The organism is Sporolactobacillus putidus (genome assembly GCF_014647035.1).
In the GTDB taxonomy this organism is placed as follows: domain Bacteria; phylum Bacillota; class Bacilli; order Bacillales; family Sporolactobacillaceae; genus Sporolactobacillus; species Sporolactobacillus putidus.
This window is the reverse complement of record NZ_BMOK01000003.1, coordinates 155182-181842: the sequence shown is the minus strand read 5'-3', so window position 1 is coordinate 181842 and position 26661 is coordinate 155182. Positions and strand designations below refer to the sequence as shown.

General features: G+C 44.5%; 22 protein-coding genes. 8 read left to right on the top strand and 14 right to left on the bottom strand.

Annotation, left to right across the window (positions count from 1 at the left end):
• Window positions 1–6: 6 nt before the first annotated feature.
• Window positions 7–2625 carry a putative amidoligase domain-containing protein gene (locus tag IEX81_RS04985; RefSeq protein WP_229727477.1) on the bottom strand — a complete coding sequence of 873 codons (2619 nt, stop codon included), beginning with the start codon at window positions 2623–2625 and terminating at the stop codon, window positions 7–9.
• A gap of 300 nt (window positions 2626–2925) precedes the next feature.
• Here IEX81_RS04985 and IEX81_RS04980 point away from each other — a divergent pair, with 300 nt between their 5' ends.
• On the top strand, window positions 2926–3621 hold the full coding sequence (locus IEX81_RS04980; RefSeq protein ID WP_188801966.1) for an N-formylglutamate amidohydrolase: 696 nt from the start codon (window positions 2926–2928) through the stop codon (window positions 3619–3621).
• A gap of 62 nt (window positions 3622–3683) precedes the next feature.
• Here the strand turns inward: IEX81_RS04980 and speE are convergent, their stop codons facing one another.
• Entirely contained in the window at window positions 3684–4568 is an 885-nt protein-coding gene (speE, locus tag IEX81_RS04975; RefSeq protein WP_188801965.1) for a polyamine aminopropyltransferase, read from the bottom strand.
• Between the two features lie 35 nt (window positions 4569–4603).
• On the opposite strand from speE, the gene IEX81_RS04970 reads away from it, so the two are divergent.
• Window positions 4604–4978 (top strand): hypothetical protein, encoded by a 375-nt coding sequence (locus IEX81_RS04970; RefSeq protein WP_188801964.1) that lies wholly within the window; start codon window positions 4604–4606, stop codon window positions 4976–4978.
• A gap of 141 nt (window positions 4979–5119) precedes the next feature.
• Here the strand turns inward: IEX81_RS04970 and IEX81_RS04965 are convergent, their stop codons facing one another.
• Both IEX81_RS04965 and IEX81_RS04960 read right to left on the bottom strand, forming a co-directional pair.
• Complete coding sequence (locus IEX81_RS04965; protein WP_188801963.1) at window positions 5120–5470, bottom strand: DUF805 domain-containing protein; 351 nt, start codon at window positions 5468–5470, stop codon at window positions 5120–5122.
• 432 nt (window positions 5471–5902) lie between these two features.
• On the bottom strand, window positions 5903–6106 hold the full coding sequence (locus IEX81_RS04960) for a hypothetical protein (RefSeq protein ID WP_188801962.1): 204 nt from the start codon (window positions 6104–6106) through the stop codon (window positions 5903–5905).
• A 212-nt stretch (window positions 6107–6318) separates the two neighbouring features.
• Here IEX81_RS04960 and IEX81_RS04955 point away from each other — a divergent pair, with 212 nt between their 5' ends.
• Window positions 6319–6933 (top strand): class I SAM-dependent methyltransferase, encoded by a 615-nt coding sequence (locus IEX81_RS04955; protein ID WP_229727476.1) that lies wholly within the window; start codon window positions 6319–6321, stop codon window positions 6931–6933.
• A 25-nt stretch (window positions 6934–6958) separates the two neighbouring features.
• On the opposite strand, the gene IEX81_RS04950 is transcribed toward IEX81_RS04955, so the two are convergent.
• The 5 genes from IEX81_RS04950 to IEX81_RS04930 all read right to left on the bottom strand — a co-directional run bounded on the left by IEX81_RS04950 (window position 6959) and on the right by IEX81_RS04930 (window position 14106).
• Window positions 6959–7642, bottom strand: coding sequence for a YjjG family noncanonical pyrimidine nucleotidase (locus IEX81_RS04950; RefSeq protein ID WP_188801960.1), 684 nt, complete (start codon window positions 7640–7642; stop codon window positions 6959–6961).
• A gap of 353 nt (window positions 7643–7995) precedes the next feature.
• The gene (gene htpG / locus IEX81_RS04945) at window positions 7996–9879 is read right to left on the bottom strand and encodes a molecular chaperone HtpG (RefSeq protein ID WP_188801959.1); all 1884 of its coding nucleotides are present in this window, start codon (window positions 9877–9879) and stop codon (window positions 7996–7998) included.
• 434 nt (window positions 9880–10313) lie between these two features.
• Window positions 10314–11954, bottom strand: coding sequence for a methionine--tRNA ligase (gene metG / locus IEX81_RS04940; protein ID WP_188801958.1), 1641 nt, complete (start codon window positions 11952–11954; stop codon window positions 10314–10316).
• Window positions 11955–12439: 485 nt separating this feature from the next.
• Complete coding sequence (locus tag IEX81_RS04935) at window positions 12440–13606, bottom strand: aminotransferase (protein WP_188801957.1); 1167 nt, start codon at window positions 13604–13606, stop codon at window positions 12440–12442.
• On the bottom strand, window positions 13606–14106 hold the full coding sequence (locus IEX81_RS04930) for an Lrp/AsnC family transcriptional regulator (protein ID WP_188801956.1): 501 nt from the start codon (window positions 14104–14106) through the stop codon (window positions 13606–13608). The genes IEX81_RS04935 and IEX81_RS04930 overlap by 1 nt, the downstream gene beginning before the upstream one ends.
• A 302-nt stretch (window positions 14107–14408) precedes the next feature.
• Between IEX81_RS04930 and gpmA the strand changes: the two genes are divergently transcribed.
• The gene (gpmA, locus tag IEX81_RS04925; protein ID WP_229727475.1) at window positions 14409–15116 is read left to right on the top strand and encodes a 2,3-diphosphoglycerate-dependent phosphoglycerate mutase; all 708 of its coding nucleotides are present in this window, start codon (window positions 14409–14411) and stop codon (window positions 15114–15116) included.
• A gap of 142 nt (window positions 15117–15258) precedes the next feature.
• On the opposite strand, the gene IEX81_RS04920 is transcribed toward gpmA, so the two are convergent.
• Window positions 15259–16518 (bottom strand): MFS transporter, encoded by a 1260-nt coding sequence (locus IEX81_RS04920; RefSeq protein WP_188801954.1) that lies wholly within the window; start codon window positions 16516–16518, stop codon window positions 15259–15261.
• 223 nt (window positions 16519–16741) lie between these two features.
• Between IEX81_RS04920 and lhgD the strand changes: the two genes are divergently transcribed.
• From lhgD to IEX81_RS04900, 4 genes are all read left to right on the top strand, one after another.
• Window positions 16742–17950 carry an L-2-hydroxyglutarate dehydrogenase gene (lhgD, locus tag IEX81_RS04915; protein ID WP_188801953.1) on the top strand — a complete coding sequence of 403 codons (1209 nt, stop codon included), beginning with the start codon at window positions 16742–16744 and terminating at the stop codon, window positions 17948–17950.
• Between the two features lie 542 nt (window positions 17951–18492).
• Window positions 18493–19827, top strand: coding sequence for a gluconate:H+ symporter (locus tag IEX81_RS04910; RefSeq protein ID WP_188801952.1), 1335 nt, complete (start codon window positions 18493–18495; stop codon window positions 19825–19827).
• A 338-nt stretch (window positions 19828–20165) separates the two neighbouring features.
• Complete coding sequence (locus IEX81_RS04905) at window positions 20166–21515, top strand: MFS transporter (RefSeq protein WP_188801951.1); 1350 nt, start codon at window positions 20166–20168, stop codon at window positions 21513–21515.
• A 194-nt stretch (window positions 21516–21709) separates the two neighbouring features.
• The gene (locus tag IEX81_RS04900; RefSeq protein WP_188801950.1) at window positions 21710–21982 is read left to right on the top strand and encodes a hypothetical protein; all 273 of its coding nucleotides are present in this window, start codon (window positions 21710–21712) and stop codon (window positions 21980–21982) included.
• Window positions 21983–22065: 83 nt separating this feature from the next.
• Here IEX81_RS04900 and IEX81_RS04895 read toward each other — a convergent pair whose 3' ends face one another.
• The 4 genes from IEX81_RS04895 to IEX81_RS04880 form a co-directional block, all read right to left on the bottom strand.
• Window positions 22066–23343 (bottom strand): hypothetical protein, encoded by a 1278-nt coding sequence (locus IEX81_RS04895; protein WP_188801949.1) that lies wholly within the window; start codon window positions 23341–23343, stop codon window positions 22066–22068.
• 521 nt (window positions 23344–23864) lie between these two features.
• Window positions 23865–24590 (bottom strand): ABC transporter ATP-binding protein, encoded by a 726-nt coding sequence (locus IEX81_RS04890; protein WP_188801948.1) that lies wholly within the window; start codon window positions 24588–24590, stop codon window positions 23865–23867.
• Complete coding sequence (locus IEX81_RS04885; RefSeq protein WP_188801947.1) at window positions 24583–25359, bottom strand: ABC transporter ATP-binding protein; 777 nt, start codon at window positions 25357–25359, stop codon at window positions 24583–24585. The genes IEX81_RS04890 and IEX81_RS04885 overlap by 8 nt, the downstream gene beginning before the upstream one ends.
• A complete protein-coding gene (locus IEX81_RS04880; protein WP_188801946.1) occupies window positions 25359–26654 on the bottom strand; it encodes a branched-chain amino acid ABC transporter permease in 1296 nt (431 codons plus the stop codon). Before IEX81_RS04880 ends, IEX81_RS04885 begins: the two co-directional genes overlap by 1 nt.
• Between the last annotated feature and the right edge of the window lie 7 nt (window positions 26655–26661).

Below are 26661 nucleotides of genomic sequence, written 5' to 3'. Positions count from 1 at the left end.
CTCCAATTAAATTTGATGATCCTCGTAGTCATAACCAGCAAGTGAAGCCGCGTAATTGAGTAATCGAATACCGGCCAAATTCCGAAGCCGGTACGCCCTGATCTGCGCAAATAAGTTATCCGGCTTTGAATTGATTTCCAAGAGTTTGATCGCATTGTACTGGTCGATGCACAAGTCAACGGCCAGCTCGCCAAATGGACCGACTTCGTTTTCGATCGTCGTGACGATATTTCTTGAGATTACGGCCAATTGAGTCAGGATGTAGTGGCGTTCGGCCGGATCGGCATACAAGTGTTTCAAAACCTTGCTTATACGAAGGTTCGTTTCTGTTTCTTCTGTAAGCACATCCTCGCTTGTCAGCCGGGTGACCATTCCGGTTCTGAACCATTTTTGCTGACCACTTTTTTGCATATAGACGCGTATTTCTAAATTCATTCCGTTGAACTGTTTCCTTCTGATTCCTTCCTGAATAAGATAAGTATTTTTACTCAGCAAAGGAGTTACGATGGTAAACAATTCATCCATATTCGTCAGCTGCCGAAGAAATTTTTGTTTCATGTCCATTAAAAAGATTCCTGTCGGTCGGCGTATGACCCGAATAACACCTGTGCCTAAGGCACCGCCAACCGGTTTTAAAAAGATTTCTCCATAGCGATCGAGCATTTCAGTAATGTCTGAAGCGTTTTGCAGCAACCGGGTTTCAGGGAGAATTTCTTCATGGTTTTTTAATAGAACCTGATGGCAATCCCACTTGTTTCCTGTCAAATAAAATAAGGTCATCGAATTGATAAAGGGGATATGGTAAACGGATTGAAGCTTTGCGCGGACCTGATCGATGTCTGCTTTTTTCTCTCCGCCGAGAAAAAATCGATCATAAATAACGGCTGGGAAAGGGAACAATCCGTCCCCATTTATCGCTGTTCCTTTTATGACCTGTTGATCCCAGTCAATGTCATGAGGTTCGAATATATAGACGAGCATTTGCTTTTCATTGGCAAGCCTGCATAGATGCTGAAAATATGTTTTTTGCCTGTCAAAAGGCCGGGCGGCAAGGATGCCGATAATGGGTCCGAGCGTGATCACCCCTTTTTCAGCCGTTACCTTTGGATTCCACTCCTTCGGCAGCACGAGTTTCTCGCGCAAAGCTTTCGAGAGCTGAACCATGTTTGAATAACGAAATGAAAAGGGATACGCACGGACAACGGCAGGTGAAATTCGTTTCCCTGCACAAACATAGGTTGTCACTCCATCTTTAAGTTTGTATCTTTCCCGTGTTTTTTTCGGAATTTGGATCGTCAATCCGGGTTCATATAATTGTTTTGTTGGCGTAATCCCCCAATTCCAACGAATATCACTCGACTCAGGATATGAATATCCTTTTTCAATGGCTTCAAAAAGATAAGAAAGTTCACTTTTGTAAAGGGGATAACTTGCGGTTTTTATAAGCGTTGCTTTTATTTCGCTCCATAGCTGTTTGAGTAAAATATGGTTCCCTTGGTAGTAAGCCCGCTGAACAAGAGGATGAAATAAAACTTGACTTTCTAATTCAACGTGATGGGTTGCAACAAGGGAGGCGAGACATAATATGGCGAGGGTCAGTTCTGGATCAATGACCCAAGAGCTCAAGGATATATATTCAAACCCATATGGCTTTTTGCGGAAACGTCCCAATCCTCCGTGCTTTGTTTTCCGTCTAAGTCGTGCCGTTCGCGGGTTCTCGATCATCGCGACAGGAATAGCAAGAAAATAGTCAAGCGCTCTTAGAAGCGATAATGAAATGGGAATTCCAAAATGGATGTGTCCCCCGCATTGATAACCTGAAAAAGGCATACTGCCGGCCAATAATTCCACATTTTCATAAGGCGCCAGTTCTGATGCTTCTATGATTAACGCTTTAATATGCTTAAACAACTCTTGAGGTGTTTTTGCCTCTTTCGGTCTTATTTCGGCAAGCGCATATTCGCCGCTGTCTTGTTCGATTTGCCTTTCATCACATCCCACGCTTCCTTTAAGCGGAAAAAACGTTGATGCTGGTAAAAGCTCATGATCACAACTGAGCATCAACTCAACATCGGCCCCCATGGTAAAAGGAACATTGGGTTTCGTGACCGAATCTTTATAAAGAGTGTTTGCGTCGTTTATATCTGTTACAATAACGGATTCACCCGACAACATGCCCATTTTTACAAAGCCATTCGCAAGCCCTGTAACATAAAGTGCTCGAATCGCAATATCCAACCAATCCGTTGGTATACTGCTCACCTCTATTTTCTGCCAGTTCCAGCCGAATACTTCCGTTCGAATCGGAACTTCATAGAATATCACCTGTTGACCTGCAGCGATTCGAACACTTTTTACAGCTAATCCTTCAACTTCTAAACAGTATTCTTTTTCAAATGCGTATAATTTGGTAAAAAAATCAAATTCTTCATCAATTGCCTGCTCCTCTGTATGGACAATGCTAAGGTCTTTCCCGCTATGATGACCGTATTTTCTTCCTATGATAGGATATGTGCTTGTTTTAGGATCGACCAGTTCAACAGATGGAACATGATTCAATTGAAGGGTTTGCAGCGTTTGTTCTTTGTCTGAAACCATACAGAATTGCTTTCCCGACAGTTCCACAGAAAAACCTCCAGTTAAAATGATCTCAAAAAGACTTGTATTCCTCTGGCTGCAATAGCTTTAGTCCTTGCATTTCCTGAGATTGCGAGTATTGAATTTTTTAAAACAAAAGGCTATGTTCAAAATCTAATGTTGTTATTTCGACGAAAATGCAATGCGCGAGACGCCTGCGGGAACAGCGTGCCGGCGAGACTCCGCAGCCCCCAGCCTGTTCGAGGAGGTTCGCGATGCGCCCGCGGCAAGCGAGCGCATGAAGCATATTTATAAAAATGAAACACTACTTTTAAAAGGAGCAGATCTATGCCACTACCATTTATTCAGCAGAATTTCTTAAAATATAATAAGGGTAAAGGATTCATATCCGGTCATGTCGAAGCCTTACATGCGATGCCGCCTTCCGCAGATAAATTTACTGATAAAATTGTGGAACAATTAATTGTAAAAACCGGATGTGCAGGAATCGTCAGTATCGTTTCGAGAACAGAATGTGACTTAAATAGAAGCCCTAATAAACACCCTAATAAACACAATGATGAAGGGATAAAAGAATATAGAAAAACCATCCAGGATATTCTTGATTTCTTACATCTCCTGGATCCTTCCAAAACCCGGTTAATGAAACCTTATCTCCATTTATCTTTTCACGGCATGAAGGATATTCATTACGGTCCGTTTGCGATGGAGATCGGAACGCTCAAAGGAGATTCGTGTTCACCTGCAGTCAAAATGTGGCTTGCTAACCTATTATCGAAGAAAGCGAAACAAATTTCGCCTGAAATAAAAGTTGTATGGGATCAAAAATTTATTGGCGACAAATCGATTGGTTATCATAGACTCGGGGATGAAAATGGCTATCCAGGCTACGGAAATCACTTTCATACTTTTCAGATTGAGTTATCTCAGACGATGCGCAGAAAGCATTTACTCCAAATGATCGATTTATTTTCGGAAGTCATTTCAGATTTTCAAACCAGGTTTGTCGCGTTTGAACCGTAGAATGAGTTTCTCTTTAGCTCGCTCATCGACGAGACATCTTTCATCGAAAAATCCGGATGATGTCATGGTGTCTCTTCTTCAAGAATTTCTTTAACATATTTTGGTAAAACAAACGAGGCTGAAATCACTTCCGGTGTAATGTATTTGGTATCGTCCTGTTTTAATCTGCTGAAGTCTGCCTGAAGCGGATCCCACTTCTTTGAGGCAAGGGTAAAGCTCCAAATACCGCATGGAAAAACCGGAATAGAAACCAAATAAGTGCGTACAATCGGAAACAGCTTCTGCAAGTTGTGTACAGTCCGTCTTAGAATTGAGGTATTATAATAAGGTGATCCTGACTGAAAGGCAACGACTCCTTCTTCCGTAAGGCAATCATAGACATACTGGTAGAATTCCTGCTGGTATAATTTTTTCCCGGGTCCGATTGGGTCGGGCCGGTCAATCATCAGGACATCATAATTTCCTTTATTTTCCCGAATCCAATCCAAGCCATCACGATGGATTATTTGCACTCTTTTATCTGTTTCAAGGGCAGATCCGGGTGTTAACCATTTTCGGCATACTGCCGTGACCCGTTTATCAATTTCCACCACATCTATTTGTTCTATTCCCGCATATTTTATGGCTTCTCGTGCATGACCGCAGTCCCCCCCTCCAATCATCGCTACTTTCTTCGGATTCGGATGGGTAACAATCGGAACGTGGCTAATCATTTCATTATAGATAAAACCATCCAATGTTGATACTTGCGGGAATCCATCAAGAACAAGCATTCTCCCAAAGCCTTTGGTATCGACGATTCCGATTTGCTGGTACTCTGATTCTTCATAATGCAATAAAGACTGGACTTTATATCCGACTTTTAACTTGGCATTGACTACATAATTCCATATCCACAGACCGTCATCATCTTTTCTATAACAAAAAAGCGAATTACGATCCCCCATCTTCTCACCCTCTTTACAGAACATAATATTAACGTATGAAAAAAGTTAGTTCATTGTACTGCTTAAAAAAAACAAATTCTCTGCAGAACAAGGCCTCATCTGCCCGATTGGCAAAAAGCTGCTATTTTATTGAAGCTGTTTTGGTTTTAGCGATCGAGCAGAGATTATTTCAGAAAATTTTTGCTATTGTGCAGAGGGGCAGAAGATTAAAACGAATCGGCGGCGCTGACGGTAAATTCAGGCTGGAGAGATATATGAAGACGCACGCCGGTTACCTTGAAACCTCAAAAATGACTTCTTATTTTAGTGATGTATATAAAAAATACAAAATCCCGGAACGGCAAAACAACCGTTTCGGGATTTTTATGTGCATCTGTAATAAATGGGAACAACCAAATAATTTCATCTGAACGATATGATTCACTATAGCCTGAATGTCGACGATAAGGTCCTATTATTGCGGTCCAAAGAATAACGCATTTAAGAAGACCTAATTCCTGATTTTTGAAAAGCATCCATAGGCATATGCCTGTAATGTTTTAATGAGTTCCTTACACACTCGCTTTTGGATAAGGGCCATAAACGTTCTCTTTGTCCTGGCTATCTGTGCAATCATAAATCAGCAGAACAATCCATCCGAGGATAGGAATCAGTGCGAGAAGTATCCACCACCCCGTCCGGCCGATATCGTGAAGCCGCCGTATTGACACCGCGAGAGAAGGCAGAAAAACAGCTAACGTATACAAATAATAGATCAGCTTCCCGCTCCCGAGCAAATAATCAAGCTGTATTGCAACATATGACACAATAACATTAATCAGTGTGAACACCCAGAATTCAGTCCGTGTCGCCCTACCGCTAAAGCCGACATAGTTCTTGATAACATCAAGATACCAATGCATGGAATACCCCTCCTTTAGATGATTATGGCATGATACAATATTTAGTCTATTATTCTTACAAAATTAATCAATAAATAATTGGCAATTTTCCCAAAAAATAAATCGACATAATATGCTAATGCAGCCTTCCCAAACATCAGGTTTTGTCAGATTAACCCTATTCCTCAATCAACACAAAATTGACAAGCAATTTTTCAAAAGCTTTTATCTTTTCTGCGCCCACCTGCCAAGCTGGCGATAAAACTTGGTGCGTATATTCAACTGATTTTGACAAAAACAAGCACGAAAAAGAAGGGACTTTTATCCTAAATATGATCCATGTGTATTCCTCGAATGGAGGGTTAAATAAGCTATCTGAACGCTCATTCAGTTTCTGAATCAATTGTTTTAGAAGTATTACTGACCTATTTTTCTAAAAGAACTGCAATTATATTACTCGATTTCAACATCGTCACCGAGTATTGTTTTGATGTGATCTGCAAAATTTCTGTGTATCTTCTTAAACTTTTCATCAAACTCTTCCTGACTGATTATTCCTTTATCCATCAATAAATAGAACAACGCGGTAATCCGTTCATAATTCAGCACAGCCTCAGTGCCTAATTCAGTAATGATCTCATCGTTTGTCTTTGACATCGAAGTCAGCTCCTTCACGGTTATAATGACCAACTCCAGTCATAAATATCAAAATACCGCCAATTTAAGACATTGACGGGTTCGATTTTTAATCTCAGTATTCTTTTACAACAGTTTCCCTCTTGACTGCTTTCAGCTATGATAAAAGTAATTAATCGTTCTCCGTACACGTGAGAACCCGGAGAAATATGCTGCAGGAGGCAAATCGTCCATTGAGCGATCTGAATAAGATTATTCAAAAGCGTTATGATCGGGTGTCAGGAATCTATAATTTGATGGATCGAATGATTAAAAGTGAATGGCGTAAGGATCTGCTGTCTTCTTTGAGCGGAAATGTGCTGGAAGTCGGCGTGGGAACGGGTGCCAACCTGCCGTTTTATTCGAATGACGTGCAGGTGACCGGCATCGATTTCAGCCGAGGCATGCTTGAAAAAGCGCGGACGAGATTGCACCAACTGCATGCCGAGAGCCATATCCGCCTGATGGAAATGGATGCACAGGATCTGAATTTTCCAGATCACTCCTTCGACTTCATTGTGTCGACCTGTGTGTTCTGCTCTGTCCCTGATCCTGTTAGAGGGTTTCACGAACTCGGCCGTGTCTGTAAACCGGACGGCAAAATCCTGATGCTGGAACATATGCGCAGCGAAAACCGGATTGCCGGTTCGATTATGGACATCCTAAATCCACTGGCGGTCAAACTATGGGGTGCCAATATTAACCGGAGAACACTGGACAATATTCAACTCGCGGGATTGAGAATCGAAGAAAACGATTTGCTGTTTGGAACCGTTTTAAGAAAATTAGCTGTCAGACCTGTAAAATAAACTGTTGAACTGAATCACTGCTCCTTTACAAAATCCGATACAGTTCATCAAGCTGACGTATTTGGTGAGTTGGAACAAATTCAGTGTTATTGGGGATCATTCCGGGGTTGAACCAGCATGTGTCCAGTCCAGCGAGCTGCCCGCCTTTAATATCCGAACTGATAGAGTCCCCGATAACCAGTCCTTGATCAGCAGAAAAACCAGGGATTCGTGCAAAAACATAATCGAAATATTCCTTCATCGGCTTTTGAAAGCCAGTGGCCTCTGAAACAAAAATATCCTTAAATAGTGGAAATAAACCCGAATCACGCAAGCGTCTCTCCTGAGTTTCAGAAACACCATTCGTGACGATATATAAGTCATAATGATTTTGCAGATTTGTAATCAATTCGAGGGCCCCTTGAATGAGCTGGTGTCCCTTTTCTAAATAGCGGCGATAGTTCTTTTCCATTAAAACCCCGTCAACCTCTTGACCGTATGCGTTGAACAAACGTGAAAAGCGTGTATAGACGACCTCATCCCGATCCATTTTCCCTTCTTCATAGGATCTCCAGAGATCTTGATTTAATTTTTTGTATCGAGCTTCGATATCTGAAGTTAAGGGGATTTTTTGACTCGCGAAAAGCAGCTTCAACGCTTGGTTTTCTGCTGCCCCGAAGTCTAACAGGGTATCATCGACATCAAATAATAAGGTTTGGTATTTTTTCAACTCGTGTCTCTCCGTTTATTCTGTTCTGTTTTATGCCGTTTCTTTTTAATTTCTGGGCGTTACCATTTAATTCCAGGCAAGCGTTTTATTGTTGAAAACAGGTTAACTATCAGTCAATGAGACGGGGATAAGCGCAAGACATCACTCCGAATCCGGTTGCTTCCTCTCTCATTAACCGTTTTTTTTCGGGCTATGTCAAGTCATGCAAAGTTTCACCGTGCTCGTGTTGTCAATCGACCTTACCGGTCTAACCGAAGTTGAAAAAAAGGAGGAACTCCGGTGATGGATTCCTCCTTTTTTTAAAGCAAAGACCCCGCCCCTTTGTAAATGGGCGGGGTCTTTGCTTTAATGATTTAAGCCATCAGTTTGCAGATGTCATTTGTGAAGGCCACCGGATCCTGAACCGGCAGGCCTTCAACAAGAAGCGCCTGATTGTACAGCAGATTTGTGTACAGATTGAATTTTTCTTTGTCATCCAATGTATAGGCCGCTTTAAGGGCTTTGAAAACGTCATGATGTGTGTTGATTTCAAGAATCTTGTCCGCTTTCACATTTTCGTTGTTCGGCATGGCATTGAGCACTTTTTCCATCTCAATGGAGACTTCGCCTTCGGTCGCGAAGCAGACCGGATGGGTTTTCAGACGTTTGGAAGCGCGGACACCTTTCACCTGATCCGACAGCACGTCTTTCATCTTATCGAACAGTGCTCTATCTTCTTTCTCTTCCGCTTCATCCTGCTTTTTGTCTTTATCGTCCTCGATACCGAGATCGCTGCTGGATACGGATTTGAATGATTTTTCTTTGTAGGAGATCAGCATCTTGATTGAGAATTCATCGACATCATCAGTGAAGTAGAGAATTTCGTAACCTTTGTCCGCTACTAGCTCCGTCTGCGGCAGCCTCGCGATTTTCTCGTTCGACTCGCCCACAGCATAGTAAATATATTTCTGTTCCTCAGGCATGCGCGACACATATTCGTTCAGAGTGACCATTTTCTTTTCCTTTGACGAATAGAACATCAGCAGATCCTGCAGGTCTTCTTTGTTGCTGCCGTAATCCATATACACACCGTACTTCAGCTGACGGCCGAAAGATTTATAGAAGGTTTCATACTTCTCGCGATCTTCTTTCAGCAGCTTTTCCAGCTCTTTCTGGATTTTATGCTTGATGTTTTTAGCGATCAGCTGCAGCTGCTTATCCTGCTGAAGGATTTCTCTTGAAATGTTCAGAGACAGGTCTTCCGAATCAACCAGCCCTTTCACAAAGCTGAAATAGTCGGGCAGGAGATCCGCGCATTTCTCCATGATCAGCACACCGTTCGAATACAACTCCAGACCCTTTTCATATTCCTTTGAATAATAATCGAACGGAATATTTTCGGGAATATAGAGAATTGCATGATAACGGACAACTCCGTCAGCCTGAATATTGATATATTTAAGCGGCTTGTCATAACCGTAATGCTTTTCGTTATAGAAATTCTCGTAATCTTCATCTTTAAGTTCATTTTTATTCTTGCGCCAGATCGGCACCATGCTGTTGATCGTTTGTTCTTCTTTAACTTCCTCGAATTCCTTGTCGTTGTCTTTCTTCGGCCTGCTCTCCGTAACTTCCATCTTGATCGGATAGCGGATAAAATCGGAATATTTCTTGATAATGGACCTCAGGCGATATTCCTCAAGGAACTCGTCATAATTTTCGTCTTCGGTATTTTCTTTTAACTTCAGGATGATGTCCGTTCCAACAGTATCTTTTTCACAAGGTTCAATGGAATAGCCATCCGCGCCTTTGGATTCCCACTTATACGCCTGATCGCTGCCGAGCGCTTTAGTGATCACGGTCACGACGTCAGCTACCATAAATGATGAGTAGAATCCGACACCAAACTGGCCGATAATATCATGCCCGTCTTTTGCTTCATTATCATTCTTGAAAGTTAATGAACCGCTCTGTGCAATAGTCCCGAGATTGTTCTCCAATTCTTCCTCAGTCATGCCGATCCCGGTATCGGAAACCGTTAGCGTCCGATTATCTTTATCCGGTGTAATGTGGATATAATAGCTGTCTTTTTCAAAGTTCAGTGAATCATCAGTCAGCGCCTTGTAATAGATTTTATCGATCGCGTCACTTGCGTTCGAGATGATTTCTCTTAAAAAAATCTCTTTCTGCGAATAAATCGAATGAATCATCATATCCAGCAGCTTTTTCGATTCCGCTTTAAATGCCTTCGTTGCCAAGAAAATCTCCTCCTTCAATAATATCTTATCTTTTATGTAACTTTTGTACAATTCGCAGACTAAGATTAGCACTCGAACAATGTGAGTGCTAACAATATTTTTATATCTCATTACAACGGATTTGTCAAATCAGTGAAGACACGAATCTCATCAGGCGATTGCATAGATTAGCAAAAATGCGTGTAATATTGTAAAAAAGGATTAAATTTATAAGATGATTAAGAAGAAAAAATCGGAAGCAGCCTGGTCTTTTTTGATGATGAAAGGGTTAGCACAAAAGAGCTGAAAACTCTTTATCCAGCGTGGCTATTCTTTTAAAAAGCAGTTAAGTAGGTAAAAAAAAGCACTCCGAAGAATACTGAAATCGCTCCAAAGTGTATCCATAATGGTGGCTTTCCGATATCCAGACTCTAAATAGTCGCGTGCTTAAGGTTTCACTTTTTTATTGATTGTTCGTTCAAACGCTCAACTTCTTCTTCAATTTGCTTAGCGTCTATTGGGTCGAATAGCGGCGCCATCGTCTCCGGAAGACTTGCGGGACAGACCACTGGCTTCCAATTAAATGGTCCCATATGAAGACTTTTACCCAGCTTTTTGCTGGAAAAAGGGAGAAATGGCGACAGCAGTTGTGCCAGATTGGCCAGACTGTACAGGCAAGTATTTAATGTTCCGTAGGCGGAGGATTTATCCTCACGTACGGCACGCCAAGGCTGCTTTTCATCAAAAAATTTATTCATCCGGCGAATAAATGCAAAAAGATTTGTGAGGGCAGTTTTCATATGCGCCGCTTCAATTAAACGTCCGGTTTCATTGTACAAATCATCAATTCTCTGACGAATGCCGGGATCGATGCCGCTGTCATCCACTTGAAAGTCGGAGAGTTTCTCAATAAATTTCAATGTTCGGTTAACAAAGTTTCCATACGCTCCAAGTAGTTCACCATTGTGGCTTTCGATGAATGAACGCCATGAAAAGTCCGCATCACGTGATTCCGGAGCGTTAATCAGCATAAAGTAGCGAATGCTGTCCGGATCGTAACGGGCGAGAATATCGGGAACCCAGACCGCCCAGTTGCGGCTTGTCGACAGCTTCTTTCGCTCCAGCGTCACATATTCATTAGAGACAAGATGTGTCGGGAGTGCTTTTTTCCCAATGCCCAGAAGTATGGCCGGCCAGATGATCGTGTGAAACGGCACGTTATCCTTTCCTTGAACATAGTAAGACACGGTTTGTTCATTCCAAAATATAGACGCATCACGGCCCGTCTCCTGCTCCCACTGTTTGCTCGCTGAATAATAACCGGACACCGCTTCGATCCAGACATATACTTTTTTATCTTCAAATCCCTTGATCGGGACAGGTACCCCGATGGGCAAGTCCCTTGTCACCGCCCGATCTTGCAGACCCTCGTCCAAATAACGTCTGGTCAGTTGGATGGCGTTGTCACGCCAAGCCCGGGTGTTCTCCGCTCTGGTGAGCAGCCGACTGATTTCGTATTGAAACCGGCTGAGAGCAAAATACAAATGGTCCACATTGCGCAGCCCAGGCGTGCGGCCGCACAGTTTACAGGAAGGATTCAGAAGATCGGCGGGATCCAGTATGGTCGAGCACGCATCACACTGATCGCCGCGGGCATGCGCGCCGCAATGAGGGCATTCGCCTTCAACGTAACGATCAGGTAAAAACTGGCGGCAGTGCGCACAATACATTTGTTTCGACTCACGATGGTAAATGAATTGATGATCATACAGTGTTTTAAAAATCTGCTGCACAACCTGGTGATGCAAAGATGTGTCTGTACGTGTATAACAATCGTAAGTAAATCCAAGTCTTTCAAAACACGCTTTGAATGATTTGTGGTAACGATCAGCAATCGTCCTGGGTGAAACGTTTTCCTGCTTCGCCCGAATCGTAATGGGTGTTCCATTGCAGTCGCTGCCTGACACATACAGAACCTGCTCCCCTTTCAGTCGAAAATAGCGAGCAAGACAATCTCCAGGAAGCAAGCTCGACAAATGTCCTAAATGGAGCTCTCCGTTTGCGTACGGCCAGGCTCCTGCAATTAATACTGCCATTTTCATTCCTCCTGTCTATCATATAAAAAGCAAAAAGCCCCCGTCCCTGTGCATGATGTATGCATAAGGACGGGGGCATTGCCTGCGTGGTACCACCTTGTGTTTACCGACGATTCACATCATCGGCCTCTATAGGTACAGAGCTAAATCGCTCGATACTTTGGTTTTGATAACAAGAATCCATCTTGTCACAGCCTAAACGCAACTCGTTTGCGGCGCGCATCGGTGTAAACGCTTGGAGGCCATTTTTCAGCAGCAAACCGTTGCTTCTCTCACCTGCTCGCGAAGCTCTCTGTGGAACGCCTTGCTGCTTACTTCTTCTCTTCATCGCGTGTCTTTTTTAAAGTTGTATTTATTATAATATTCCGGAAACCCGTTGACAAGAAAATGGCCGTTTTTATCTTTATTCCTATAAAGAAAGCCTCGCAAAAACAAATCCGTTTTTGCGAGGGCTGGATCAGTCTATTCATTTTAATTCGATACCGCTAAAGATTTTCCATGAATCGGCGTATCCGCGTCATCGCTTCCTGGAGCTGCGCCATAGACGTAGCGTATGAACATCGGACATAGCCTTCACCGACGGAGCCGAATGCATCTCCAGGTACAACGACAACTCTTTCAGCCTGGAGCAGTTTTTTCGCAAACTGTTCGGAGTTGAGGCCGGTAGACTCGATCGAAGGAAAAGTATAAAACGCCCCTTCAGGATTGTGACAAGCGAGGCCCATTTCGTTCAGTGACCGGACAATAAAATTACGGCGCTGCCTGTAGCTCTTTCTCATCTCGGCAACATCTGTTCTGCCGTTTTTCAATCCTTCAATGCCGGCATGCTGCGCCATGGTGGAAGCACACATGATGGCATACTGATGGATTTTCAGCATGCCTTCCGTAATCTCCGCCGGTGCGCAGACAAAGCCGAGCCGCCATCCTGTCATGGCCAAATCTTTGGAGAAACCGCTAACCAGAATCGTGTGTTCGCGCATCCCTTCGATTGCAGCAAAACTTGTGTAGAGTTCGTCATAAACCAGTTCGGCATAGATTTCGTCGGAAAGGACCAGCAAATCGTGCTTTTTGACGACATCTGCGATCTTCCCCATTTCCGCTTTACTAAGCATGGCCCCGGTTGGATTGTTCGGAGAACAGATCATGATCGCTTTCGTTCTCTCCGTGACGGCGTTCTCCAACTGCCAGGCACGGACTTTAAAATCGTTCTCCTTTAGAGCCTGCACGATGACCGGAACACCTCCGGCAAGAGTCACGAGGGGCGCATAGGATACAAAGCAAGGTTCAACGACCAGCACCTCATCGCCAGGATCCAGAATCGCTCTCAGTGCGATGTCGATCGCTTCACTGGCACCGACCGTAACAGTAATCTCGGACTCAGGATGATAAGTCACACAGAAATCTCTTTCCATGTATTTCGCAATTTCTTCCCGTAGCTCCGGCAATCCGGCGTTAGCCGTGTAAGAAGTATAACCGTCTTCAAGCGATAGAATAGCCGCTTCCCTGACATTCCAAGGTGTCACAAAATCGGGCTCGCCGACACCAAGCGAAATGACGTCCTTCATACCCGCTGTGGCATCAAAAAACTTGCGGATACCGGAAGGTTTCAAGTCTCTTACATGCTTAGCCAGATAAGTGGTTTTCAGTTCCATTACGGTGACACCACAATTCTATTATCTTTATCATCCTGATTGTAGACCGTACCGTCATGTTTGTATTTTTTCAGGACAAAATGCGTCGTTGTTGAAATGACACCATCAATCGTTGAGAGCTTCTGAGAGACAAAATGAGCCACTTCATTCACCGATTGCCCCTCGACAACGACGGAGAGATCATAGGTTCCAGACATGAGATAGACCGATTTGACTTCTCTATGCCGATAGATCCTTTCTGCTACGTTGTTGAATCCGACATCCCGTTTTGGCGTCACCTTGACATCAATCATTGCGGTAACCCCCTGATGGCCGTCAATCTTCGTCCAGTCCACAAGCGATACATAGCGGACGATGACGTTCTCTTCTTCGAGTTTTTTTACGATGGCACTGGTTTGATCTATACTCAGATTGGTCATTTTAGCAAGATCTTCATTAGTCAGACGGGCATCTTTTTCCAGAATTTCTGCAATCTCGATCTCGGTTGCCGTCAGTTTCATTCGAATCTCTCCTCTCGCTTCACATCTTTAATTTACAGGAACATCACAATTATTATATAACTTCGGGCTTTCAGTGAAAACTGTAACCGGAGAAATTTAATCTTCAATCAACATTGCCCGATGAGCATAAAATCCAGTTGCTCCGTACGGTTCAACAGCGTGCCTACTTTCGTTCGCCGTGACGTCAATCATTGGAAAAAATTTTTCAATGAAGTATGCTTGACAGCATAAAGTTTTTTTAATTTGCTGGATGCTGCGTTTCAAAAATGTCGGCAGACACATGCATGCGGAGGGATCACATGATGAAACTTGTCGTCGTCAGACATGGTGAAAGCGAATATAATGAATCCAATCTGTTCTCCGGCTGGGAGGACGTTGCGCTGACTGAGAAGGGTATACGCGAGGCTAAGGCTGCCGGCCGGATTATAAAAAAAATGGATATTTCTTTCGATGTCGCATACACATCGGTTTTAAAACGTTCGATCAAATCACTCCAGTATATTCTGGATGAGATCGGACAGGAATGGCTTCCTATCCATAAGACATGGCGTCTGAATGAGCGCAGCTACGGAGCACTCCAGCGACTGAACAAAGCGGAGACTGCGGAGCGGTGCGGTAAAGAACTGGTCGACGGCTGGCGCAAAAGTTACGCTATCCTGCCTCCATTACTCGACGTCAGCGATCCTCGCCATCCGTGCCATGACCCCCGTTACCGTCACGTCGACCCGCATCTTCTTCCTGCCGGCGAGAGTTTAAAAACAACCCTCGATCGTGTGCTTCCCTGTTGGACAGATCGGATTGCTCCGCATCTGATAAACGGTGAGAACGTTCTGATCGTCAGCCACAGGAATACATTACGTGCACTCCTCAAATATCTGGATCATCTTTCTGATGAAGCCATCGTTCATGTAGACGTCCCAACCGGAACGCCAATTATTTACGAATTCGATCATGAACTGAATATCCTCTCAAAGAAAGAACTGGCAAAAGAACCGTCAGCCGGTGAGTGAGAAGGATTCTGTCCGTGCGGTTAAGATGCGCGACTACAAATGATTGAAACCTCTTGAGGAGAGAAAAGCCGGGTTGTAATAACCCCGGCTTTTCCTGTTCTTCGACGAGTCCCCCATCGTCCGACGATCCTTTCAGTCGTTTTTAATAACCTTTTCGTGCTAAAACCAGACCACTGAGACCGCCGATCAATGCAAAAATGATCAAATAGGAAAATCCGACAGTGAACGATATCCCCAAAATAAATGTCCCAACGGCTGAAATAATGTTTTCGAGTCCGTTCAGCATGCCCGCTCCCGCTCCGACACTTTTGCTTGGGAACATGCGCTGCAGTGAGCTCCAGACCGTCGGAAGAATGACGCCGTTCATCGCGCTCGATATCGAAATCAGCGTCATCGCCAGGACAATATTGCCAACGTGCGTGCCGATCAAAAGGCCAAGTCCCGCGATCAGCGTTCCGATCGCTGAAAAAATGGCGCGCTTCATGATTTTATCGCTGAGAAAAGATGTGGCGATAATACAGAGCGTCATCAGAATATAGGGCATCATATACCAGAATCCGGTCATGCTTACAGATAAATGGCGTACGTTAATCAAATACGAAGGCAGCCAGAACAGGATGCCGTAAAAGATAGTTGCCATGCCGGACCAGTTGATCAGCAGGAGCCAAAAATCCGATTTCCGGAACACCTGAGACATTTTCACCGTTTCGGCAACCTCCTCCGTTTTATCCGACTGGATATAAGTCAGCTCATCCTTGGATACAAACCTGCTTTCTTCCGGTCGGTCCTTAGCAACGATCAAGATCAGTGGAACCATAATAATGAGCCCAAGAAGTGCAAAAACGATAAAAGGTGTGCTCCACGTTCCGGACGCGAGAATCATCCAGGTCACGAGCGGACCTGTAATAATCGGTCCCATTGACAATCCGAAGTTCCAAAACATGTTGGCGCGGGCACGTTCATGGGCCGGGAACCACGCCTTCACCCATTTCGAATTGAGCGGCCAGTGCATTCCTTCACCCAGACCGAGAAGGACGCGGGAGAATACGAGAGACAGTGAGCTCCAGACAAATCCGCAGAACAACGTCATCAAGGACCACCAGGTCAGTGCGATAAGAGCAATTTTCTGCGGTCCGTATTTGTCACTCAGATAGCCGCCGAAAATATTGGACAAGCCGTACATGATCAGAAAAAGGCTGTTCCCCAGAGCAAGTGCAGCAACCGTTACAACCCCGTGGCTGACCATGACCGGACCGGCAATTGAAATATTCGTCCGGTCAATATAGGAGATCAGAAGCAAAAACCAGAGAGCAACCGCAAACCACCAGCGAAAATTTGTTGAAGAAGCGATTGTTTTCAGACGGTTGTCATAGACGGACCCTGATTTTTCAATCTTGGACACTCTTCATTCCCTCTTTCCTTTTCAAATAATTGCAAACGCTTACACTAAAATACACAAAATGTTCACAGATCGTACTCCTTTATCATAAAATAATCATTTTCAATGATCAATTTTTTCGTAATGTTTTTTTTGTTGATTTTTTCTTTTGCCAATTTTATAATTTATCGTACAAATTAAACGTTGTAATCGTTCCCAAATTTATAAAGAAAGAGATGAAAGGTCTATGTTTGATTACTTGATTATCGGCGGCGGCATAGTCGGCCTTTCCACCGCCTACGCCCTCAGTATAAACTATCCGCATGCCAGAATTGCCATTCTCGAAAAAGAAAAGACGCTCGCTTACCATCAGACCGGCCACAACAGCGGGGTCATCCACTCAGGAATTTATTACCGTCCGGGCAGTCAGAAAGCGCGGTTTGCCAAGGAAGGAGGAGCAAAGCTGCGTGCTTTTTGCGACGCCCAGGGCATTCCTTATGAAAACTGCGGCAAAGTCATTGTTGCGGTTACAGCTGAAGAACTGCCGCTGCTGGACAATCTTTATCATCGCGGTCTGGAAAATGGGCTTGACCTCGCTTTGCTTGATCCTGAACAGCTTCACGAAATTGAACCGCACGCTCAATGCTTAAAAGCGATTCAAGTAAAAGCCACGGGCATCGTCGACTACAGGAAAGTTGCAGAGGGGCTGGCGAACGTGATCAGGCAGCGGGGAGGCGAGATTCTTCTGAATTGTGAAGCGCTAACCATTCATGAGCAAAAAGACGGCGTTATCGTTGAATGTGCCCGGAGCACCTATTCCTCTCATTTTCTCGTAAACTGTGCAGGATTGTATTGCGACCGGGTTGCAGTTAAAGAGGGCGTCAAACCGGAAATGCGCATCGTTCCGTTCCGCGGTGAATACTACGAATTGAAACCTGAAAAACGCAACCTCGTGAAAAATCTGATCTATCCCGTTCCCAATCCGAAATTCCCGTTTCTCGGTGTTCATTTCACGAGAATGATCGATGGCCGCGTCCTCGCCGGACCCAATGCTGTTCTTGGTTTCAAAAGAGAAGGCTATCGAAAGCGCGATTTTAATCTCGGCGAATTCTTTGATGCCGTCGCATACCCCGCTTTCTGGAAAATTGCGGCAAAAAACATGGGCTACGGAATCGGGGAAATGGTGCGTTCATTCAGCAAGAAGCGGTTCGTTGCCGGCATGAGACAAATGATTCCGGAAATCCAGGAAGAGGACGTTTTTCGTTCTCAGGCGGGCGTCCGTGCCCAGGCTTTAACCCGTGACGGAGAACTTGCCGATGACTTTATTATGATCGGCCACCGCCATTCGCTGCACATTCTGAACGCCCCCTCTCCGGCCGCCACTGCTTCTCTGTCAATCGGAGAAGCAATTTGTAAAAAAATTCCTGAGCCGGAGCGCTTCATCCAATTTTCATAAGTTTCCGGCTGTCGTCAGCATTTTGAAGGACAGACACAAACAGCGAAAGAAAATTTAAAACTAATTGTTGCAAGCGCTTTGCTTTGGCAGTACAATCTTTAGTGTAAGCGTATACATTATGTTGTCTTAAACTGGGTTCACTGTCATACACTCTTAATAAATCTCTTATCAGAACAACAGCACGCAAAAGAAATTCAGAAAACCTCGGGAGGGGTGATGCCGAACGGGTTGTAGTTACTGCTTTTGAGCTTTCAAAATTAAGATTGGATGAGGCGCAAAAACCCGTTTCAATTTTCCGGATCAACCAATCACAGACTTACTCCATCCATTACCAAGCAATCAGTAAACAAACAGGCGATTCGAGAAAGTCATTCTTTTGGCGAACTGTTTTGTAAGCGTTTAAAAAAAAGATTGTTTTGCCCGGTTGGTTGATGTCATCTACCAAACTGCCGGTTTATCCTTCGTAATGATAACTTATGTGTTCTTAAAAAAGCGCTGTCAAACTTGTATTCAAGTCGACATGTAATCAGGAGGGGAATAAAATGCCAATATTTATTGTCGCACTAGGTGTACTGCTTCTTTTGCTGCTGATCGTTAAGTTTAAAGTGAATACCTTTATTTCACTCATTATTGTTTCGGCCCTCGTTGCCATGGGACTGGGAATGAACATCACAAAGATCTTCACTTCGATTGAAAATGGTGTTGGTGGTCAGCTCGGCCACTTAGCTCTCGTTTTCGGATTTGGTGCAATGCTGGGTAAACTTGTCTCCGATGCTGGAGGCGCGCACCGCATCGCGATTACACTGATCAATAAATTTGGAAAGAAAAAAATTCAGATTGCCGTTGTTATTGCGTCTTTTATCATCGGTATCGCCCTCTTTTTTGAGGTCGGGCTCGTCCTGTTGATTCCAATCATTTTCGCGATCGCTTCCGAGCTCGGTATTTCTATACTTTATCTGGGTATTCCAATGGCCGCAGCGCTGTCTGTCACTCATGGGTTTCTGCCGCCTCACCCGGCGCCTACGGCCATCAGCGCGGCTTATAATGCCAATATCGGCCAGGTACTGCTGATCGGCTTCATCATCGCCATTCCGACAGTCATTGTAGCGGGTCCTCTCTTCAGTAAGTTTGCCAAAAAAATTATGCCGGACGCCTTTAACCGCGTTGGAAATATCAAAGCTTTGGGTGAACAGAAGACATTCAAACTTGAGGAGACTCCGGGATTCGGCATCAGCACGCTGACCTCGCTCTTCCCGGTTATTCTGATGGCTCTGGCAACCATTTTCTCACTGGCAATAAAAGGAAGTTCGCCGCTAAAGAATGTCATCGAATTTATCGGCGCTCCCGACACGGCTATGCTCATTTCACTGCTTCTCGCAATCTATACAATGGGCATTGCACGGAAAATTCCAATGAAATCGATCATGCAGTCGGTTGAAACCTCGGTCACGCAGATCGCAATGATGCTCCTCATTATCGGCGGCGGCGGGGCGTTCAAGCAAGTACTGATTGACGGCGGTGTTGGCAGTTACGTCGCAAAACTGTTTGCTGGCTCGCATATGTCGCCACTCTTGCTCGCCTGGCTGATCGCTGCTATCCTGCGTGTTTGTCTCGGCTCGGCAACTGTTGCCGCGCTCACGACGGCTGGACTCGTCACTCCGCTGATGACAGCCGGGGCCGTTAGTCCCGCCTTAATGGTACTTGCCACAGGTTCTGGGAGCCTGATCGCTTCCCACGTAAACGACGCGGGGTTCTGGATGTTCAAAGAATATTTCAATCTGAGCCTGAAAGAAACATTCGGCACGTGGACGCTGCTGGAAACAGTTATATCGATTATGGGCCTGATCTGTGTGCTCGTTCTCGGATTGTTCATTTAAGTAAGGTGAAGCAATTGCCTGTCATAAAACAGTGACCCGCAATCGATCTTGAACACTATTCAAAGGGTTGATAAAAGTCCCGATAGCAGCCGAAATATGGCTCTATCAGGACTTTTTTGTATGGCTTATTCCCTGTTTGTCCCAATGTTCAAGGGTTCTTTCAGAAAGGACCTTCCGATATTGATGCAAAATGGCCAATAGTATTACTTATTTCAATTTATGAAATAAATTTCAAAAATGTATGCAATTCGTTCAAATAATAGTTATAATGTATTTATAATTTTTTGTTATGGTATTCATTAATAGTGGTAATGAATTTCGAACAAGAGGGGGATTCTATGAATCAGCCGAGTAAGTTCACGACTCCGCTCAATTCTAATGTAGCAAACCGTTTGGACCGACTGCCGATTTCACGCCTGCACATTTATGTCCTCGCAGCCTTAGGCGTTGTTTATTTCTTTGATCTTGCCGATTTGTTTACATTAAGCAATGTGGCTCCGGCTCTTATCGAGCACTGGGGTATCAGTCTGAAGACGGTCGGCAACATCACGGCCTTCTCATTTCTCGGCATGTTTATCGGTGCCACGGCAGGAGGCTGGCTTTCCGACCGAATCGGACGAAAAAAAGCATTATCCTGGTATGTCCTGCTCTTTTCACTGGCATCCATATTAAACGGGTTTTCATGGGACGTTCAGTCTTTGATTGTTTTCCGCTTTTTCACCGGACTCGGGCTTGCAGCGGCAATGATCGTTACGAACAGCTATCTGGCGGAATTTTTCCCATCGAAAGTGCGCGGAAAATATACGACGCTTTGCGCGATGATCGGACTGATCGGCGTGCCGATCACTAATCTCGTTTCAGCATTTGTTATTCCGCTCGGCTCGTGGGGCTGGCGCCTTGTCTTTGTCTGGGGAGCGGTCGGCATCGTTTTTTTCTTTTTATCGCATAAAATTGAAGAATCCCCGCGCTGGTATGAAAATCGCGGCGACCATGATCAGGCCGACGCAATCATGAACCGTATTGAGGCGCGTATCGAGCAGGAGAAAGGTCCGCTTCCTAAGCCTGACAAACCGGTCCATATACATACTGTAAAACATGCCGGATATTCGGGGTTATTTAAAGGGAAAAATCTGAAGATTACGCTAGTGTTGTCCGGGGTCTGGATCTGCGAAACATTCGGGTTCTACGGTTTTGCATCCTGGGTCCCAAGTCTTCTGAAAAACAGCGGAATCAACATTGAGCAAGCACTCTGGTACAACGTTTTACAATCTATCGGCGCTCCGCTGGGCGCCTTTATCGGCTCCATCGTTTCCGAGCGTTTTCAAAGAAGATCCATTTTGGCTGTCAGTGCTCTGTTCACTGCTTTTGCCGGTTTGCTTTATGGGATGACGCTGATTCCACTCATGATTATTAGCTTCGGCCTGATTGTGAATATGACCGAACGTGTCTTTACCTCGAATCTTTACGCCTATACGTCCGAACCTTACCCGACGGAATACCGTTCCTCCGGCAGCGGGCTTGCTTACGGTCTCGGACGCTTTTCCAATATTTTCGGTTCGCTGATTATCGGATTTATCGCCGTCAACCTTGGTTACGTCAGCGTGTTTCTCTTTATAGGCGGGTGTTGGCTGATTTGTACTGTTCTGCTTCTCTTTTTTGGTCCGAAAACCAATCAGCAACAGATTTAGTATGCAAGGTGCCGCGCCGGTCTGCTGATTAAGAGCAAGTCATTCTGATATAGCTGAACGCTGTTAACGATTTATGATACACGACAGAAGTCACTATTTGGTCGCTTCAGGACAAAAATTGCGCTTTTTTCCTCTTTCACGCGCTATCCATCGTCCTATACTGGAGTTAAACAATTAACTTGAGGCGAGCGCTTATGCAGATAAATCCTGTTATCCGTACCGTGATTACAACCGGACAATTTTCAGATACGTATACCCAATTAAGAGCGCTTCTGCAGGAAAAACATTCACTCCAAGACAATTTACAGCAACTTCAGTCGGCAGACAAAACAAAATCGGTTGCGGACGCACTTTTTCAAACTCAGACAAATATTAACCGCATTGACCAGCAAATTCGCCAAATTCAGTCTGAAGAGGATTATAAACAGAAACCGGCGAGCATCAGGCTTCAGACGGAGATTATTTAACGATAGTAAAAAAAGCTTACTTGTACAATAAAGTAAAAGCCGGCTCATCCTCAGTCGAGTGATGAGCCGGCTTTTTTCAGACCTTACTTTGGAAAATAACCAATCATCTTATTTACAAAATTATCGAGCCAGCGATAGTCATCGTCTGTTCCGTGAAAATTTGTGCTGAAAGTCATGGCCTTCCGGAAGGTCGTCACGGCAATTTGAAAATAGGGAGCATATTTGATCGATCCGGAAATCAATGCATCCTCAACACGAAGGCCGTTAAAATACAATTGCTTATCGTCCAGTATACCAATGTTGGTCATTCCATTAAAGGGTATGCTGTAGATTTGCGGAAAGCGTTTCTTGGCTTCTGACAAAGGCAGCGTCTGATAAACCTCCTCCAGATCCCAGTAAACTTTGAGCGGCTCCAGATTGCCTTTTTGCTGATCCATTACTTTTTTGACACTCATTAAGGCTTCATCAAATGATTCACCGGCGTGACTTGGAACAGCACAAATGATATTCGAGGTCAGGTTGCAGATGCCTGGCTGATGGCCTTTTGGAAGATAAGCACGAATGTTGACGGGACAGTCAAGCACAATCCAATCGGTTTTGAGAGCGTCGGAGAGAGCGCAGACGTAAGCCGCAAACAGTGCATCGTTAACGGTTGCCCCCCTCGTTTTTGCATAATCTTTGATCAGGTCGAATTGCGCAGCCGGAACTTGATGCGTAATAATGAAAGGGTGCTGTGCGTCTCCCGTCAGCGGCAGATGATCCTTTTCCGACTGGGGGTACGATTGAAGTTCGGCATTACGGATCCTGCCCATCTGCTCGGGGCTCATGCTGCCGAAAACCTGATGAATACTGCGCAATCCCGGATCGGGCATGTCAACAATCGCATGATCCGGATCGACTGCAAATGCGGAGTAGCACTTACTCAGCAAATACAGATAGTCCCTTATTCCTCCCCCATCGCAAATCATATGGTTCAGAATGATTGCGAGTGTGTCCGCTTCTTCATCCCTGATCACCGTGATGCGCAGCTGCGGACCGACCTTCTCATCCGGTTTGATCACCAGATTGTCCTGTACGTCCCTTTCACGGTCTGGCGATTTAATAAGAAAGACCATGTCATCGGCTGTCCATCCTGCCTCCTCCCAGAAAGCTTTCCTGTCACTTTCAACAAACCGGCATGTCAGCAGAGGAACAGCTTTAAACGTTGCTTGAACCGCCTTTTTAAGCAGGTCGATATCAACATTCCAGTCAAATCGAATGACGGCATGCAGATAATGATCGTTTCTTTTTTTTTCTCCTGAAATGAAATGTTTGACATCAGCACTTTCGGCAGGATAAATATTCTTTTGACACGTCGTCATTCTACCCATCTCCCTTTTCTGTTGTGTCGTAACGCTCAGCCGTTAATTGGTTTACATAATATATTTATTGTGTTTTTTATGCTTTTCGAAACGCTCTCCGTTCGGCATAATCCAAGCACTGGGGGCAAACGTAAATGACTTCGTCCTCGTCACTTTTATATTTTCTCATACCTGCCTTTTTCCGATGGCAGAAATAGCATCTTTTTTGAAAAGGCAAAGACTTGAATCTGCCTCCTGCCAGTTTCCTGAACCAATTCACTCAATGTCACCATCCTTGCCGGTAAAGTTGGTTTTTATGAGTTCATTATAATTGTTTCGAAAGCCTCTGGGCAAATGATCCATCCGGAAGACAGTCTCTGTTCAGATAAACGGTCAATTTAAGCCGAATCTTAAGAAACCAGAGACATTATAAAAAAAACGGCAAAGTGTCTTTTCTGCAAAGATTCCTTGCCGCTCATTAGTATGATTATTTTGGGTGAGACTCTGAACTTAATTGATATTTCTCCTAATAACTCTATAAATCAGGCGAGATAAGCTTCCCTGACCTGCTCGTTGGTCATTAATTCACTGCCTTTTCCTTCGAGCACGATGCTGCCGGTCTGAATAACGTACCCTCGATTTGCAATTTGAAGGGCCTGAAACGCGTTTTGTTCAACAAGGAGAATGGTCATGCCTTCTTTATTCATTTCCTTGACAATATCAAATATCTGTTCGACGATAATCGGAGCAAGACCCATTGACGGTTCATCGAGCATCAGAAGTTTAGGCTTCATCATCAGCGCGCGGCCAATAGCAAGCATCTGTTGTTCGCCGCCGCTCATCGTTCCGCCTTTTTGTTCCAGCCGCTCTTTCAGCCTTGGAAAATAACCGAAAACACGTTCCATTCTTTCTGAAACGACTTTTTTGTCTTTTACCGAAAAAGCACCTATCTGAAGATTCTCCCTGACCGTCAGTCTTGGAAAAATACGCCGTCCTTCGGGAACCTGAGCAATACCTGATAGGGCCGTTTGGTGCGGTGCATTTTTGGTGATATCCGTTCCATCAAACAGGATCGTTCCGGTTTTGGGTTGAACCTGGCCGCTGATCGATTTAAGTGTCGTCGATTTACCGGCTCCGTTGCTGCCAATTAGCGTGACGATCTCGCCTTCATTAATATAAAGGTCAATTCCGTTTAACGCCTGAATTTTGCCATAAAAGGACTCAACCTGTTTTAATTCTAGAAAATGCGTACCGTTTTCGTTAGCCATTCAACACCGCCCCTTTGCCGAGGTATGCTTCAATTACGCGCTTGTTATTTCTGATCTCCTCAGGTACTCCGGAAGCGATAAGTTCTCCATGATCAAGAACATAAATAAAATCCGAAATTTTCATAACCAATTTCATATCGTGTTCAATGAGTATAATCGTCACGTCCAGTCTTGTCCGCATATCATGAATGAGATCGGTAAGCTTCTGCGTTTCCTTTGGATTCATTCCGGCCGCCGGTTCATCAAGAAGCAGCACTTTTGGCTTTGCCGCAATGGCACGGGCAATTTCAAGGCGCCTCTGCGCACCGTAAGCCAGGTTCCCTGCATTTTCATTCACATATTCTTCGAGACCGACATATTCCAGTATTTTGTAAGCTTCGATTTTAGCGTTCTCTTCTTCCCTTTTCACATTGGGGAAATGAAGCAAAGTACCGACCCAGTGACCTTTCAGGCGCTGATGCATGCCGACGAGAACATTGTCGAGCACCGTCTGTTCATTGAAAAGCCTGATGTTCTGAAATGTTCTTGTAATACCGAACTTCGATACTTGGTGCGGTTTAAGCCCCACCAAAGACTTTCCGTTCAGCAAAATATCGCCGGATGTCGGTCTATAAACCGCGGTGATCATGTTGAAAAATGTCGTCTTGCCAGCTCCGTTAGGACCGATTACGGCGGTTATTGAATTCTTTTCGACACCCATGCTGATGTCAGAAGTGGCTGTCAGCCCGCCGAATTGTTTTGTCAGATTCTTCACTTCAAGGATACTCATCAGTCCGTACCTCCTGTTTCAGCTCTCTCTTTCGACAGCAGAGCTCCCCCGGGTGCCTCAGATGCTTCCTTTTTCAGCTTTTCCACATTTATTTTTCTATTCTTATGCGGAATCAGCCCCTGCGTTCGGTACAAGGCGAATACGACCAAAAGGATTCCAAAAATCAAGCGCTGCATTTTCGCCGGTGAGAGTGCGTCCGGTATGGATATCACGCCGTTTGTGCTTAATTGGGTCAGCCAGTTGGATAAATCGGTCAGAACCTGCGTATTGAGAATGGTCACTACCGCGGCGCCTAAAATGACACCGGGAACGCTTCCCATTCCACCCAAGATGACCATAACCAGAATCATTGTCGATTCAAGGTAGGTAAAACTCGTAGCGTCTACATACATCTGTTTTGCGGCAAAAACGGCACCCATCATACCAGAGAACGAAGCCCCGATGGCGAAAGCCGCCAGTTTCGTTTTTACAAGCGGAATACCACTCGCCTGCGCAGCAATTTCATTATCCCTGACGGCCTTCCAGGCACGCCCGAGTTTTGAGTGTTCCAGTCTGGTAACAATGTAAATGACGACCAAAAAAATCCCTAGAACAATAAAATAAAACTGACTGGAGTTTCCGATTGGAATTCCCAAAAAATTTGGAGGTGTAATAGAAGAAATCCCTAGCGCTCCATTTGTAATATTGATCGGATGATCCATATTGTTGAGAACGATACGAATGATTTCCCCGAATCCTAAAGTCACAATGGCCAGATAGTCACCCCTGACTCTGAGAACAGGAATACCGAGCAAAATGCCAAATATCGATGCAATGATTGCTCCAATTAAGATAAACAGCCAGAAGGTGTCTCCTGGTAACGGATAATGACCGAACGGCATAAAGTGGGAAGCTTGTGTACTGGCAAATATGGCATATGTATATGCACCTACCGCAAAAAATGCGATAAAGCCAAGATCAAGCAGGCCGGCAAAACCGACAACGACGTTCAGTCCTAGTGACATCGCCGCATAAATACCGACAAGCGTCCCAACTTCCATGTATGATTGAAACGATGGACCCTGGCTTGCAACAAGAGGTACCACAACCGCTATAATAAAGAGCCCGATCAGCCATTTAGTTCTCGTTTTCAATTTCAAATAGTACAATATCAGAATTGAAAACAACAGCAGCAGAAAAGCAATGACCGAAGTTTGCATTAAATATAATCCAAGAGCAGTCACAATGACATAGGCCGCAAAAAAAATGGCTTGAGCTTTCGGGCTTTGTGAAAACTTACTTATCTGTTCTCTCATCTTAATC

What these genes read in the sequence shown, in the direction of transcription:
- IEX81_RS04980 (WP_188801966.1), top strand. Translation starts at nt 2,926, where the DNA reads ATGCCACTACCATTTATTCAGCAGAATTTCTTAAAATATAATAAGGGT.
- speE (WP_188801965.1), bottom strand. Translation starts at nt 4,568, where the DNA reads ATGGGGGATCGTAATTCGCTTTTTTGTTATAGAAAAGATGATGACGGT.
- IEX81_RS04970 (WP_188801964.1), top strand. Translation starts at nt 4,604, where the DNA reads ATGAAAAAAGTTAGTTCATTGTACTGCTTAAAAAAAACAAATTCTCTG.
- IEX81_RS04965 (WP_188801963.1), bottom strand. Translation starts at nt 5,470, where the DNA reads ATGCATTGGTATCTTGATGTTATCAAGAACTATGTCGGCTTTAGCGGT.
- IEX81_RS04960 (WP_188801962.1), bottom strand. Translation starts at nt 6,106, where the DNA reads ATGTCAAAGACAAACGATGAGATCATTACTGAATTAGGCACTGAGGCT.
- metG (WP_188801958.1), bottom strand. Translation starts at nt 11,954, where the DNA reads ATGGCAGTATTAATTGCAGGAGCCTGGCCGTACGCAAACGGAGAGCTC.
- IEX81_RS04935 (WP_188801957.1), bottom strand. Translation starts at nt 13,606, where the DNA reads ATGGAACTGAAAACCACTTATCTGGCTAAGCATGTAAGAGACTTGAAA.
- IEX81_RS04930 (WP_188801956.1), bottom strand. Translation starts at nt 14,106, where the DNA reads ATGAAACTGACGGCAACCGAGATCGAGATTGCAGAAATTCTGGAAAAA.
- gpmA (WP_229727475.1), top strand. Translation starts at nt 14,409, where the DNA reads ATGAAACTTGTCGTCGTCAGACATGGTGAAAGCGAATATAATGAATCC.
- lhgD (WP_188801953.1), top strand. Translation starts at nt 16,742, where the DNA reads ATGTTTGATTACTTGATTATCGGCGGCGGCATAGTCGGCCTTTCCACC.
- IEX81_RS04910 (WP_188801952.1), top strand. Translation starts at nt 18,493, where the DNA reads ATGCCAATATTTATTGTCGCACTAGGTGTACTGCTTCTTTTGCTGCTG.
- IEX81_RS04905 (WP_188801951.1), top strand. Translation starts at nt 20,166, where the DNA reads ATGAATCAGCCGAGTAAGTTCACGACTCCGCTCAATTCTAATGTAGCA.
- IEX81_RS04900 (WP_188801950.1), top strand. Translation starts at nt 21,710, where the DNA reads ATGCAGATAAATCCTGTTATCCGTACCGTGATTACAACCGGACAATTT.
- IEX81_RS04895 (WP_188801949.1), bottom strand. Translation starts at nt 23,343, where the DNA reads ATGACGACGTGTCAAAAGAATATTTATCCTGCCGAAAGTGCTGATGTC.
- IEX81_RS04890 (WP_188801948.1), bottom strand. Translation starts at nt 24,590, where the DNA reads ATGGCTAACGAAAACGGTACGCATTTTCTAGAATTAAAACAGGTTGAG.
- IEX81_RS04885 (WP_188801947.1), bottom strand. Translation starts at nt 25,359, where the DNA reads ATGAGTATCCTTGAAGTGAAGAATCTGACAAAACAATTCGGCGGGCTG.
- IEX81_RS04880 (WP_188801946.1), bottom strand. Translation starts at nt 26,654, where the DNA reads ATGAGAGAACAGATAAGTAAGTTTTCACAAAGCCCGAAAGCTCAAGCC.